Annotated in this window: 11 protein-coding genes; 4 read left to right on the forward strand and 7 right to left on the reverse strand. The window is 55.2% G+C overall.

Translation table 11 applies throughout. The annotated features are described in order from the left end of the window. Positions 1–3: 3 nt before the first annotated feature. Both sdhD and sdhC read right to left on the reverse strand, forming a co-directional pair. Entirely contained in the window at positions 4–348 is a 345-nt protein-coding gene (gene sdhD / locus QUE75_RS11015) for a succinate dehydrogenase, hydrophobic membrane anchor protein (RefSeq protein WP_061332176.1), read from the reverse strand. Continuing rightward, complete coding sequence (gene sdhC, locus QUE75_RS11020; RefSeq protein ID WP_058091197.1) at positions 342–716, reverse strand: succinate dehydrogenase, cytochrome b556 subunit; 375 nt, start codon at positions 714–716, stop codon at positions 342–344. Before sdhC ends, sdhD begins: the two co-directional genes overlap by 7 nt. A 477-nt stretch (positions 717–1,193) precedes the next feature. Between sdhC and gltA the strand changes: the two genes are divergently transcribed. Both gltA and QUE75_RS11030 read left to right on the forward strand, forming a co-directional pair. Beyond that, entirely contained in the window at positions 1,194–2,468 is a 1,275-nt protein-coding gene (gltA, locus tag QUE75_RS11025; RefSeq protein WP_061332175.1) for a citrate synthase, read from the forward strand. 105 nt (positions 2,469–2,573) lie between these two features. Beyond that, complete coding sequence (locus QUE75_RS11030) at positions 2,574–3,443, forward strand: NAD(P)-dependent oxidoreductase (protein WP_286250075.1); 870 nt, start codon at positions 2,574–2,576, stop codon at positions 3,441–3,443. Between the two features lie 36 nt (positions 3,444–3,479). Here the strand turns inward: QUE75_RS11030 and topA are convergent, their stop codons facing one another. The 3 genes from topA to fadB all read right to left on the reverse strand — a co-directional run bounded on the left by topA (position 3,480) and on the right by fadB (position 9,739). Further along, positions 3,480–6,119, reverse strand: coding sequence for a type I DNA topoisomerase (gene topA / locus QUE75_RS11035; protein ID WP_286250077.1), 2,640 nt, complete (start codon positions 6,117–6,119; stop codon positions 3,480–3,482). Positions 6,120–6,383: 264 nt separating this feature from the next. Continuing rightward, positions 6,384–7,559: an acetyl-CoA C-acyltransferase FadA gene (gene fadA, locus QUE75_RS11040; RefSeq protein ID WP_106695880.1), complete on the reverse strand. Its 1,176-nt coding sequence runs from the start codon at positions 7,557–7,559 to the stop codon at positions 6,384–6,386. Positions 7,560–7,591: 32 nt separating this feature from the next. Further along, on the reverse strand, positions 7,592–9,739 hold the full coding sequence (gene fadB / locus QUE75_RS11045; RefSeq protein WP_061332171.1) for a fatty acid oxidation complex subunit alpha FadB: 2,148 nt from the start codon (positions 9,737–9,739) through the stop codon (positions 7,592–7,594). Between the two features lie 314 nt (positions 9,740–10,053). Between fadB and QUE75_RS11050 the strand changes: the two genes are divergently transcribed. Both QUE75_RS11050 and QUE75_RS11055 read left to right on the forward strand, forming a co-directional pair. Further along, positions 10,054–10,872, forward strand: a complete 819-nt coding sequence (locus QUE75_RS11050) for a hypothetical protein (RefSeq protein WP_286250082.1) — start codon at positions 10,054–10,056, stop codon at positions 10,870–10,872. 130 nt (positions 10,873–11,002) lie between these two features. Continuing rightward, the gene (locus QUE75_RS11055; protein WP_072677182.1) at positions 11,003–11,434 is read left to right on the forward strand and encodes a universal stress protein; all 432 of its coding nucleotides are present in this window, start codon (positions 11,003–11,005) and stop codon (positions 11,432–11,434) included. A 46-nt stretch (positions 11,435–11,480) separates the two neighbouring features. Here the strand turns inward: QUE75_RS11055 and QUE75_RS11060 are convergent, their stop codons facing one another. Then, positions 11,481–12,149: a DUF6901 family protein gene (locus QUE75_RS11060; RefSeq protein WP_286250085.1), complete on the reverse strand. Its 669-nt coding sequence runs from the start codon at positions 12,147–12,149 to the stop codon at positions 11,481–11,483. Further along, positions 12,146–14,083, reverse strand: a complete 1,938-nt coding sequence (locus QUE75_RS11065) for an ATP-binding cassette domain-containing protein (RefSeq protein ID WP_286250087.1) — start codon at positions 14,081–14,083, stop codon at positions 12,146–12,148. Before QUE75_RS11065 ends, QUE75_RS11060 begins: the two co-directional genes overlap by 4 nt. Position 14,084: the final 1 nt, after the last annotated feature.

Here is a 14,084-nt window from a genome sequence, read left to right on the forward strand (position 1 = left end):
CGATTAAAGCCCCCAAAGAATCTGAATGCCCCAGATCAGGTACACAAACATGGTCAGACCGCATAGCGCCTGCACAAGAAAACGGGGCGCCATGGATTTGAGATAATCAGTCGTCACAGTCCAGAGACCAACCCATGCATGGGCACCCAGGGAAAGCAGTGCCAACAGGGTAAAAATACGGAACCAGGTCTGGTCGAACAGCGCGCTCCAAGTTTCATAGTTGATGTCTGTCATCACCATGAAGCCCAGAAGAAACACTGTGTAAATAGCCAGTACGTAGGCAGTGACACGCTGGATCAGCCAATCAAAAACGCCACTGCGGCCGAGGTTAGTTACGCTGCTTACCATACCCAGACTCCTGCCAGAATGATGAGAACAATGGAAACCACAACAGTGATCTTCGCGGCGAGGCGACCGCTCTCAAGCTCTTCTGCAATACCCATATCCATCAGCAGGTGTTTAATGCCCGCAACCAGGTGGTACAACAGAGCAGACAGGATGCCCCAGATAATCAGCTTCGCCAGGAAGCTGTCCAGCAGTTCGCTCACCCGGGCGAAACCATCTTCTCCGGACAGGGAGAGATCCAGGCCGTACAACAGGAAGGCAACACCAACGAAAATGATGATGCCGCTGATGCGATGCAGGATCGACGTGATGGCAGGCAGCGGGAAATGGAACTTGCCGAGATCGAGATTTACTGGTCGTTTGCTATTCACAGCGCTCTCACACTCTCTCTTGGTTCCGCAGGGCCGAAAACCGGCTGCGGATGGTTGGTATGTTGGGATCGGAGGATCGATACGAGACCGATAACCGATTGGTTCAGGAGGGCGGATGGTAACCCGGTAGCTTGCTATGCTGAAGCGTACATTGAGGTTCATCCCCGATTCCGGGCTACGGATTATAAGGAGACACCCCGGTAATTACAAACTTGCAACAACGCCCAAAGCCTTGGCCACAGGCGCCCCACACCCTCTATAAGCATTATTGACAAATTCAATTTCACCCGTTTGGCACCGTTATTCCGGATATCCCTCATTTACACGGGAAATTTAAATTGCCGCTTTTCGAGACTTGTGCATTGACAAAAAAGGCTGACGCCCTATATTTTGCCGCCAGTTTTGCGATAATACGCGCTTTCTGGCGCATCTACATATGCAGAAAAGCTGTTACAGCTAATCAAACAGGAGAGCACCATGACCGACAGGAAAGCCACGCTCTCGGTGGGAGATAAGTCCATTGAGCTACCGGTTTATTCCGGCACCGTCGGCCCTGACGTTATCGACGTACGCGGCCTAGTCCAGGAAGGCGTTTTTACCTACGATCCGGGTTTTGTATCCACTGCAGCCTGCGAATCCGCCATCACCTACATTGATGGCGCCAAAGGTGTATTGCTGCACCGCGGTTACCCGATTGACCAGCTGGCCGAGCAATCTGACTTCCTTGAAGTGTGCTACCTGCTCCTGAACGGCGAGCTGCCCAGCGAAGACGAAAACAAGCGCTTCCACGACACCATCAAAAACCACACCATGCTGCACGACCAGATGCGCAACTTCTTCAACGGCTTCCGCCGTGACGCGCATCCGATGGCTATCATGTGTGGCGTTGTTGGCGCCCTGTCTGCGTTCTACCACGACCAGATGGACGTAACCGACCCCAAACAGCGTGAAGTAACAGCTCATCGCCTGATTGCCAAGATGCCAACCATCGCGGCCTGGTGCTACAAGTATTCCGTTGGCCAACCATTCATGTATCCGCGTAACGATCTCTCTTACGCTGAAAATTTCCTGCACATGATGTTTGGCACACCGTGTGAAGAGTACAAGCCGAACCCGGTTCTTGCCAACGCCATGGACAAGATCTTCATTCTGCACGCCGATCACGAGCAGAATGCCTCTACCTCCACCGTCCGCCTGGCCGGCTCTACCGGTGCTAACCCCTATGCCTGTATCGCTTCCGGTATCGCAGCACTCTGGGGGCCCGCACACGGTGGCGCAAACGAGGCGGTTCTGGACATGCTGGCTGAAATCGGTGACGAGTCCAACATTGAGACGTTCATCGCCAAGGCCAAGGATAAAGATGATCCTTTCCGCCTGATGGGCTTTGGCCACCGGGTGTACAAGAACTTCGACCCACGCGCCAAGGTTATGGCACAAACCGCTCACGAAGTGCTGAGCGAACTGGGCCTGGAGAACGACCCACTGCTGAAGATCGCCCAGCGCCTGGAAAAGATCGCCCTGGAAGACGAGTACTTCGTAAAGCGCCAGCTTTACCCGAACGTCGACTTCTACTCCGGCATCATCCTGAAGGCCATCGGTATTCCAACGTCCATGTTTACCGTTATCTTCGCAATGTCCCGCACCATTGGCTGGTTCTCCCACTGGAACGAGATGGTCAGCGGCAACTACCGCATCGGCCGCCCGCGCCAGCTGTATACCGGCTCGCCAAAGCGCGACTATCCGAAGAAGTAATCCGTTCGGATTGCCCGGAAATGAAAAAAGCCGCTGACCCAGCGGCTTTTTTCGTATCATGGCAATACAAAACTCTCCCAATCCAACGATGACAAGGAGCAGACCATGGCAACCATCGCTTTTATCGGGCTTGGCGTAATGGGCTATCCGATGGCCGGTCACCTGGCCCGAGCCGGCCAAGACGTATCCGTATGGAACCGCAGTGGCGCAAAGGCTCAGCAATGGGCGAAACAGTACCCAGGAAAAGCCTGCAACAGTATTGCAGAAGCGGTCTACAATGCCGATGTGGTACTGACCTGCGTTGGCGCCGACAAAGACCTTGAAGAGGTCTACACGGCCCCTGAGGGGATCATCAGCAATTCGCCGAGCACCGCTATTCTGGTAGACCACACTACGGCCTCTGCCGGCATTGCCGAGACATTGGCTGAAGCCGCGCAGGCCAAGGGTCAGGGTTTCATTGATGCCCCGGTATCCGGCGGCCAGCAAGGGGCTGAAAACGGGCTTTTAACCATTATGTGCGGCGGAAATGATGAAGATTTCCGGAAGGTTCAACCGATACTCCAATGCTATGCCCGGGCACTCAACCTGATGGGCCCGGTGGGTAGCGGCCAGAAAACGAAGATGGTCAATCAAATTGCCATTGCCGGTCTGGTTCAGGGCCTGTCAGAAGCCCTGCACTTTGCCGAACAGGCAGAGCTCGATGTACGCAAAGTGGTTGACGTGATTTCCAAGGGGGCCGCGCAGTCATGGCAGATGGAAAACCGCTCCGGCACCATGATTGACGGCGAATTTGAGCACGGTTTTGCGGTGGACTGGATGCGAAAGGACCTGGCTATCTGCCTGGAAGAAGCCCGCAAAAACGGCTCCAGACTGCCGGTAACGGCGCTGGTGGACCAGTTCTACGGAGATGTGCAGGAGATGGGCGGAAACCGCTGGGATACGTCTTCGCTGATTCAGAGGCTTCGTAAGAAATAATGATTTGCCACGGACACACACGTCCGTGGCAAAAAATCACTTCTTCTTGTCCCTGGGCACCCAGCGGCCGTTTTCGTACCAGGCGGACCAACCGGTGGCTTTGCCATCCTGTTCCGACATCACGTACTGCTCTTTGGACTTCCGGCTATAACGGATCACCGTCGGGTTACCCTCGGGATCCTTCTCCGGGGCGTCCATCAGGTAATCGTATTTCGGATCGATTTCCTTCCGGTGTGGCTTGATTTCCATCACCAGCGGTGGGCGGGTTTCCCGGTTTTTCGGGAACTTGCTGGCAGCCAGGAACAGGCCGGAAGCACCATCACGGAGCACATAAGTGTCATCCACTTTCTGGCACTGAAGCTCCGGCATGGGTACCGGGTCCATTTTGGGCGGGGCCGGCTCGCCGTTCTTGAGTAATTTGCGAGTGTTCTTGCACTCGGTATTGGTGCAACCGAAATACTTGCCAAATCGACCGGTTTTCAGCTGCATTTCCGAGCCACACTTATCGCACTCGAGTGTCAGCCCGTCATAACCCTTGATGCGGAAACTGCCCTCTTCGACTTCATAGCCAGAACAATCCGGATTATTACCGCAAACGTGCAGCTTGCGTTTCTCATCAATCAGGTAGCTGTCCATGGCAGTACCACACTTCGGGCACCGGCGCTTCTTGCGCAGCAAGCGGGTTTCGCCCTCGCCTTCCACATCCTCATCAGCACTGACCACTTCGTCGCCAGAGACCAGATTGATGGTCGTCTTGCAACGCTCCTTGGGCGGCAATGAGTAACCGGAACAGCCAAGGAACACACCGGTGCTGGCCACGCGAATCTGCATATTACGGCCGCAGCTCGGGCAGGATATGTCTGTCTCTGTCGGGGTGTTGGCACGCATGCCGCCATCAGACTTCTCAGCGCTTTCGAGCTGATTGCGGAACTTGGCGTAGAAATCGTTCAGCACTTTCTTCCACTGAACATCACCCTCTGCGATTTCGTCCAGCTCACCTTCAAGACGAGCCGTAAAATCGTAATCCATCAGGTTCGGGAAGGACTCTGCCAGCCGTTCGGTAACAATTTCACCCATTTTCTCGGCATAGAAACGGCGATTCTGAAGCCGAACGTAGCCACGGTCCTGGATGGTAGAGATGATCGAAGCATAGGTGGAAGGCCGGCCAATACCCTGCTTCTCCAGCTCTTTAACCAGGCTGGCTTCGGTATACCTTGGTGAGGGCTTGGTGAAGTGCTGGGTTGGGTCCAGCTTTTTCAGATCCAGCGACTGGTCCACCTTAATATCGGGCAGAGCCACATCTTCATCTTTCTTGGCAGACTGGGGCGCAGCTTTCAGGAAGCCGTCAAACTTGACGATACGACCACGGGTTCGGAGCTCATAATCGCCATTGGCGACCACAATGGACGTACTCAGGAACTCGGCATCCGCCATCTGGCAAGCAATAAACTGACGCCAGATCAGGTCATAAAGCTTCTCAGCGTCTTTTTCCAGGCCGCTTATATCCGTAGGCCTGCGGGATACGTCAGTAGGACGAATCGCTTCGTGGGCCTCCTGAGCGCCTTCCTTGCTGCCATACAAACGGGGGCTGTCCGGCAAATAGCGATCTCCGAACTGCTTCTGGATAAATTCACGGCAGCCCGTTACCGCATCCTGACTCAGGTTGGTGGAGTCAGTACGCATATAGGTGATAAAACCGGCTTCATAAAGGCGCTGGGCCAGCATCATGGTTTTCTTGACACTGAAGCCCATGCGATTGCTCGCCGCCTGCTGGAGCGTGGATGTAATAAACGGCGCCGACGGGCGTGAGCGTGTCGGCTTGTCTTCCCGCTTTGAAACCCTGAAGCCGCCGGATTTCAGGCGATCGACGTGCTCTTTGCTCTGAGCCTCGTTTACCGGGCGATAGGGTTTGTCATTGTAACGCGTAACCTCGAACCGCACTGGGTCTGCGGAACCATCTGCGGTCAGATCCGCATGCAGCTGCCAGAACTCTTCCGGTACGAATTTCCGGATTTCCCGCTCCCGCTCAACAATCAACCGAACGGCAACAGACTGCACCCGGCCGGCAGACAGACCCCGGGCAATCTTTGCCCACAACAGCGGAGACACCATATAACCCACGACACGATCCAGAAACCGGCGCGCCTGCTGGGCATTTACACGGTTGTTATCGAGGTTTCCAGGGTCTTTGAACGCTTCCTGAATGGCTCGCTTGGTAATTTCATTGAACACCACCCGGCGATACTTTTCCGGTTCGCCACCAATGGTCTCCTGAAGGTGCCAGGCAATGGCCTCCCCTTCTCTATCCAAATCCGTTGCGAGGTAGATGTGGTCGGCGGATTTGGCCAATCGCTTGAGCTCGCTGACAACTTTTTCCTTGCCGGGCAGTATCTCGTAGCGGGCGCTCCAGTCGTCATCAGGGTTTACGCCCATGCGGGCAACCAGCTGCTCCCGTGACTTACGCTTCTTGTGCTCGGCTTTTTCTTCCGGGCTCATCTTGCGGGTGGCGGCGGCCTGCTTTGCCCGTTCTTTCGGGTCTGACTGGCTGCCACTACCACTGACAGGCAGGTCACGAATGTGGCCAACACTGGACTTAACGATAAAATCCGAGCCCAGGTACTTGTTGATGGTCTTCGCTTTCGCTGGTGACTCGACAATAACGAGACTTTTACCCATATCGGAGATCTGTATCCTTGGCGATAATTCGGTTAATAGCTGAACAAACCGCAAACTCGCATAAAAATCAGGCAACTGGAAAACACAGAGCTGCCATTGTGTATAGGCTCACTGTTTTACAGGGTCAACAATTGCAAGACAACCCATTCTTTGATTTCAGTCAGCCTTTTTTTCAAATATCAGCAGCAGACACCAGGCCCTGAAACAGGAAGGCCCGGCAAAAGCCGGGCCTCCTGATGAGCGTTACTGATTCGGATCAACCGATCAGAGGCGCTCCCACACAGTGGCAATGCCCTGACCAAGACCGATACACATGGTGGAAACACCAAGCTTACCGCCTTTGGCCTGCATAACATTCAGCAGTGTGGTGGAGATACGGGCACCAGAGCAGCCCAGCGGATGGCCCAGGGCAATCGCGCCGCCGTTCAGGTTGACCTTCTCTTCCATGACGCCCAGCAGTTTCAGATCTTTCAGAACCGGCAGGGATTGGCCAGCGAAGGCTTCGTTCAGTTCCCAGAAGTCGATGTCTTCGACTTTCAGGCCTGCACGCTTCAGCGCCTTCTTGGTAGCCGGAACCGGACCGTAGCCCATGATCGCGGGATCACAGCCGGCAACTGCCATGCTGCGAATCTTGGCGATCGGCTTCAGGCCCAGAGCTTCGGCCCGCTCGGCTGACATCAGCACCATCGCAGCGGCACCGTCGGTCAGCTGGGAGGAAGTACCGGCAGTGACCGTGCCGTTCTTCGGATCAAACGCCGGACGCAGCTGGCCGAGGGACTCAGCCGTGGTTTCCGGACGAATGGTCTCGTCTTCTTCGATCAGCTTCACAAAGCCATTTTCGTCATGACCTTCAACCGGAACGATTTCGTTCTTGAAGCGGCCCTCAACGGTAGCTTCGTGAGCCAGGCGATGGGAACGGGCACCGAACTCATCCTGCTGCTCACGGGTAATGCCGTGCATTTTCGCCAGCATTTCTGCAGTCAGGCCCATCATGTTGGAGGCCTTGGCAGTGTACTTGGACGCAGCCGGGTTGTGGTCAAAGCCAGCGGTCATGGGTACGTGGCCCATGTGCTCGACACCACCCACCATGAACACATCACCGTTGCCAGTCTGGATAGCCTGGGCAGCTGTGTGGATGGCGCTCATGGCGGAACCACACAGACGGTTAACGGTCTGGGCAGCGGACTCGTGAGGGATACGAGTCAGCAACGAAATCTGCCGTGCCACGTTAAAGCCCTGTTCCTTGGTCTGGTTTACACAGCCCCAGATCACATCTTCTACTTCTTTCGGGTCGAGCTTCGGGTTGCGCTCAAACAGTGCTTCAATCAGCGCAGCGGACAGAGTCTCGGCGCGAACGTTGCGGAAACAGCCGTTTTTGGCACGACCCATCGGAGTCCGCACGCAATCGACGACGACAACGTCTCTCGGATTAAGGCTCATAGATCTTTCTCCGTTCGGAAATCTCGTTAGGGTTAGCCAAAGAACTTCTTGCCGGTCTTGGCCATTTCACGCAGCTTCTCGGTCGGCGCGTACAGCGGGCCAAGATCTGCGTACTTGTCTGCCAGTTCGACGAACTTGTCGACGCCCATGTCGTCGATGTAGCGCAGAGCACCACCACGGAACGGAGGGAAACCGATACCGTAGATCAGGCCCATGTCTGCATCGGCCGGGTCTTCAACAATGTTGTCTTCCAGGCAGCGAACGGTTTCCAGGCACAGAGGAATCATCATGCGGGCGATGATTTCTTCTTCGTCGAAGTCCTTGCTGCCGTTAACCACAGGCTCGATAAGCTTGTAGGTTTCTTCGTCGACAACTTTCTTCGGCTTGCCCTTCTTGTCTTCTTCGTACTTGTAGAAGCCCTTGTCGTTCTTCTGACCGTAACGGTTGTTCTCGAACATCACGTCAATGCCAGACTTGAAGTCGGCCTTCATGCGATCCGGGAAGCCCTCTGCCATCACCTCGTTGGCGTGCTTGGCAGTGTCCATACCTACAACGTCGAGCAAGTAAGCCGGGCCCATGGGCCAGCCGAACTTTTCCATCACCTTGTCGATCTTCTGGAAATCAGCACCGTCACGCAGCAGCGCGGCAAATCCACCGAAATACGGGAACAGAACACGGTTAACCAGGAAGCCCGGGCAATCGTTGACCACGATCGGGGTCTTGCCCATGGCCTTGGCGTAAGCAACAGTGGTCGCGATGGCGCGGTCACTGGTCTTCTCGCCACGGATAACCTCAACCAGCGGCATCATGTGCACCGGGTTGAAGAAGTGCATGCCACAGAAGTTCTCCGGACGCTTCAGGTTCTTGGCCAGAAGGTTGATGGAGATGGTAGAGGTGTTGGACGTCAGGATGGTGTCCTCGCGAACCGCGTCTTCAGTTTCACGCAGAACCGCATCTTTAACCTTCGGGTTCTCAACAACCGCTTCAACAACCAGATCTACGCTCTTGAAATCACCGTAGTTCAGGGTCGGCGTGATGTTGTTCAGAACGTCGCCCATCTGGCCGGCGTCCATCTTGCCCTTGGCAACACGCTTGGACAGCAGCTTCTTGGCTTCATTCAGGCCCAGCTTGATGCCGTCCTGATTGATGTCCTTCATGACAATCGGGGTGCCTTTCAGTGCAGACTGGAACGCTACACCGCCACCCATGATACCAGCGCCCAATACCGCAGCCAGTTTCACGTCGGAAGCTTCTTTTTCCCAGGCGCTGGCTTTCTTCTTCAGGGCCTGGTCGTTCAGGAACAGACCAACCAGACACGCGGCAACGTTGGTCTTGGCCATCTTGGCGAAGCCTTTGGCTTCCACTTCGATCGCCTTGTCACGAGTCATGCCGGCATGCTTCTGCATGGTCTTGATGGCTTCCACCGGCGCCGGGTAGTTCTTGCCAGCCTTGCCGGCCACGAACGCCTTGGAAATCTCGAACGCCATCATGCTTTCCATGGCGTTCAGCTTGATCTTGCCTTTCTTCTCTTCACGACGGGCCAGGTTATCCAGCTTGCCTTCGTTGCACTGGTTGATAATGGCAACGGCAGCGGCTACCAGCTTGTCGGCTTCAACCACGGCATCAACAGCACCAACCTTCAGTGCGGCATCGGCACGGTTTTCAGTACCACCGGCAATCCACTCAACGGCGTTGTCCACACCCACCAGACGGGACAGACGTACAGTACCGCCAAAGCCCGGGAAGATACCCAGCTTCACTTCCGGCAGACCAACCTTGGCCTTGGGAGCCATAACACGGTAGTCGGTGGCCAGACACATCTCAAAACCACCGCCCAGAGCGATACCGTTGATAGCGGTAACCGTCGGGAACGGCAGATCTTCGATGGCGTTGAAAACTTCGTTCGCCTTCAGGTTGTTAGCAACGAGGTCTTCCTCGGAACCTGCAAACAGCTCGGTGAACTCGGTGATATCCGCACCGACAATAAAGCTGTCCTTGGAGCTGGTGACTACCAGGCCCTTGAGGTTCTTCTGGGATTTGAGTGCTTCAGCTGCGGCGCCCAGCTCTTCGATGGTGAGACGGTTGAACTTGTTAACTGACTCGCCCTGCAAGTCAAAGTCCAACTGAGCGATCCCGCCTTCGATCTCTTTAACCGTGATGGCTTTACCTTCGTAAATCATCAACTGATCTCCAGTCTGTGTTTGGAACTGCTGACAACCGGTTGGCGAAACGCCGAGCCGACTGCCTGTGCAGCGAGATTTCGGTCACTGCCCGATCATTCGATCCAAAAAATTCATACAGTCGTTTGAATCGTGAGGACACACGATGAAAAAAAAAGACGCGTTTGTCAATTTGTTTCTTGATGAAACCTGAAGAAAAAAGGGAGTACAGCCTGTAAGAGCCGGAAACTACTTGATTAGCCGGCAGAGTTACTTTAACTTCGAGATGCGACTTTAGTCCACAATAATAAAACAGTATTACGGAGACTCATCCGATGAAAGACGCTCGCCTGCGCATTCAGTCACTGCTTGCCGCACTGCTACTACTATCCCTGACCGCGTTTGGCGCCCAGGCACAGGACACCGGCGCAGACTTCCTGTCAGATCTGCACGATTTCCGCATCAACAATTATCTGGCCCTGGACTCGTTCTACGCATTCAGCGCCAACGGCGACACGGAAGCCCTCAATCGTATCGTGGGCAGTATCAATGCCTCCAATAATGCGATGAACGCCCTGATCGCCAGCACCAGTGGCGTTCTGTCGCCACAACAAGTAGAAGGACTCAATCAGGATTTCGATCAGTTCAAGGATCTCATGCGCGGAAACATCAACGAAGTCCGGGATCGCGGCTACCCTGACCTCCGTTTGATGGCCGATCTCGCTAACAAGGCGTCAAGCATGAACGAGCGCGCTACCGAGCTTTACGGTGTTGCCCAGGAGAACAGCGGCACCCAGGCTGACGCGCGTATTGAGTCTGCTCGCTCCGCAGCCGTGGTGATGGCACAAATGATGGCAAGGTACTCCGCGCGCACCCACTCGTCCGTGGCCCAGACGTTCCAGGGCGCATCGGACGAAGCGTCGCTGGACCAGCAGGCTCTGATGTTTGACAGCTTGCTGGCCCGGGTACAATCCGGCTCCGCCAGTGCTGAGCTCAAGGCCGCCATTGATGATGTCAGCTCCAAATGGCAGTTCATCCGCAGCTCCTACATCAACTACAACGAAAACAACGTCAGCTTCGTCATTGACCGCTATTCCAAAGGGATCATTCGCAGCCTGACCACCACCATCGAAATCCTCGAAAGTAACGCCTGATGTGTCTTCGGGCGGATTAACGATCCGCCCGAAGTTTCCCTTCCTGTTGATGCCCGTCAGAATCCCGCTACACTTTCTCGTATAAACTGTTGATACTGACTATTACCCCAATTCGCAAAGGAGTGACTGAATGTCGACCTACAACAAGATGCTGGTTGCCATTGACCTGACAGAAGAAGCCCCGCAGGTTCTGAACAAAGCAAAAGCGATCTGCGACGCCTATGGTGCCGAGCTTTTTCTCGTCCATGTTGTTGAGCCGGTGGGTTACGCTTACGGTGGTGATATCCCGATGGACCTCACCGAACTTCAGGACCAGTTGGACAAAGCCGCCCGCGAGCAGCTGGCGAAGTACGGTGACCAATACGGCGTACCGAAAAGTCACCAGATCGTCACGGTTGGCCGTCCCGAATCCGAAATCCATCGTCTGGTAAAGGATCAGGGCGTTGATTTGGTGATCGTTGGCAGCCATGGCCGCAAGGGGTTTCAGTTGCTCCTGGGCTCAACTGCCAACGGCGTACTGCACGGCACCCAGTGCGATGTTCTGGCCATCCGGATTCACTAAGCCACCCCGCCCAAACGCCGATTGAGGCACCATGAAAAAGGGAGGCTTACGCCTCCCCTTTCATTCTCGCCTGCAGTTTTCTGAGTTGACTCTCCAGTGACACGCTGACACTCGATGCCATGGAGAAGAAATTCAGCAATGCCTTGAGGTTACTGTCGCCTTTGCACACCGCATGAATCCGTTGCCAAAGCGCCTGATTGACCAATTGAAGCCTCTGATTCCTCTCTACCAGCCCTTTTAGCTCCCAATCAGCCTGCTCCTGGTTCCGCTGGGCAAACAATTGCTGCAGCAGATAGTAACCGACGCTCCGCATAACGAATTCGTCGCTGTTGGCGAATGGCAGATGATGCAGCGCCATCGGTTTGAGTTCTGACAGCACCGGGCAGCCACTGGTCGCCATCTTCAGCCCAAGTAACGAACGCAGCGCTTCCTCAAGGGTTGTCTGTTTGGCGTACGTGCGCCGTTCGTCGGTAACCTCCACGTTTACTTTCTGGTAGGCATCTTCGGCCTGAAACGCCTCAACCACCGGCAGGATTTCAACCGCCGCCGGGCAGTATTCCTCCTCCCCCGCTTTCAGGGGGCAATTTGAGCACTTGCAGTGCTCAAGCCTGACCCAGGAAGGGAATCCCGAGACCGGTGGCACCGCCGGCTCACCGGTAACCTTGAATTCGATGTTTCGTCCATCATGAAATTTAAAATTATAATTGATATTCATTGACTCGCCTGTTCTTCCAGCTCCATCCACCGCTCGATGACCGACTCCAGTCGGGTTTCCGTTTCCAACAACTTTTCAAGAGTGGCTGAGACTTCGTCCGGTGGGCCTGAATAAAAGTCCGGGGCAGAAATGGATTCCTGAAGTTCTGCCACCTCACGCTCCAGTGCCTCAATCTTGCCCGGCAACTGTTCCAGTTCCAGTTTAAGCTTGTAACTCAGCTTTGCGGCCTTCGGTTTTGCCGACTGCGACACAGTCTCTGACACCGGCTGCGTGTTTTTGTCCGAACTGTCGGATTTATCACGCTTGTCCTGCTTGTCGAGGCGACTTCCGGAGGTCTCCGAAGGAAACCTGCCGCCCTGTCGACGCCAGTCTGTGTACCCTCCAACGTACTCCCGTACCGAACCGGAGCCATCCAGAAAGATGGTATCCGTCACCACGTTATCGAGAAATTCCCGATCGTGACTAATGACGATGACTGTGCCGTTAAAGTTCCCTAATTGCTCTTCCAGCAATTCAAGGGTTTCGACATCCAGGTCATTGGTAGGTTCATCCAACACCAGTATATTGGCCGGCTTACTGAAAAGCTTGGCCAGCAACAAGCGCGCTCGCTCGCCACCGGAGAACACCCGGACCGGAGAACGGGCACGCTCAGGCGTAAACAGGAATTCTTGGAGATAGCCCAGAACATGCTTGCTCTGGCCGTTGATATCAATGAATTCGCGACCTTCAGCCAGGTTATCAAGGGCGTTACGGGAAAGGTCCAGCTCGCCCCGGAGCTGATCAAAGTACGCCACCTGCAGGTTGGTCCCCAAGCGGATACTACCCTCAGTAGGCTCAAGCTCACCCAGCAGCAACCTGACCAGGGTGGTTTTACCGGTACCATTCTCTCCCACCAGACCAATCTTGTCGCCCCGGATCACCGTCAGGTCCATATCACGCACAACCTGGTGACCGCCCGGGTATGAGAAGCCAGCTTGTCGTGACTCTGCCACCAGCTTGCCGGATTTCGCCGCCTCTTCCACTGAGAAGTTTGCCGTGCCTCCTCGCACCCTACGCTGTCGATGCTCCTCGCGCATGGCCTTCAAAGCCCTCACACGGCCCATGTTCCTGGTGCGGCGGGCCTTGATACCCTGGCGAATCCAGGCCTCTTCCTGTTTCAGGCGCTTATCGAACAATGCGTTCTGGCGCTCTTCATCTTCCAGCGCCTTCTCCTTCAGCTCGAGATACCGGTCATAACTGGCAGCGAAACTGATCAGCTGACCACGGTCAAGTTCGACCACCCGCGTGGCCATGCGCCGTATAAACGCCCGATCATGGCTGACAAACAGCATCGCCCCACGAAACTGGGTCAAGGCCTCCTCCAGCCAGGCAATAGCGGGCACATCTAGGTGGTTTGTTGGCTCGTCCAGCAACAGGATATCCGGCTCTGCCACCAATGCCTTTGCCAGCAAAACCCGGCGTTGCCACCCACCTGAGAGGGTGTTGAGGCGGCGGTCCGGGTCTATGCCATATTGCCCCAGAATGGTGTTCACCTTTTGATCAAGGCGCCAGCCATCCAATGACTCCAGGCGCTCCTGGACCTTCATCAAACTGTCCATGGAGGCCTCGTCAGCACTTTGGGAGAGCCGATGAAACTCCGCCAAGAGTTCGCCGGTTTCCGGAAACGCCGAGGCCACAACATCGTAAGCCGTCCGAGCATCGTCTGCCGGCAGGCTCTGAGGCAATACCGCAAGCACCGAGCCCTCCTCAAGCCGGACAACACCCGCATCCGGAGTGACGTCACCACTGACGATTTTCAGTAGCGTTGACTTGCCCTCGCCGTTACGCCCGAGAAGGCACACTCGCTCCCCGGGATCAATCATCAGGGTTGCCTCATCCAGCAATGGATGCATGCCGAAGGCCAGGGATATTTTTTCCAGTGTTAACAAAGGCACC

The organism is Marinobacter shengliensis (genome assembly GCF_030297115.1).
Taxonomy (GTDB): domain Bacteria; phylum Pseudomonadota; class Gammaproteobacteria; order Pseudomonadales; family Oleiphilaceae; genus Marinobacter; species Marinobacter shengliensis.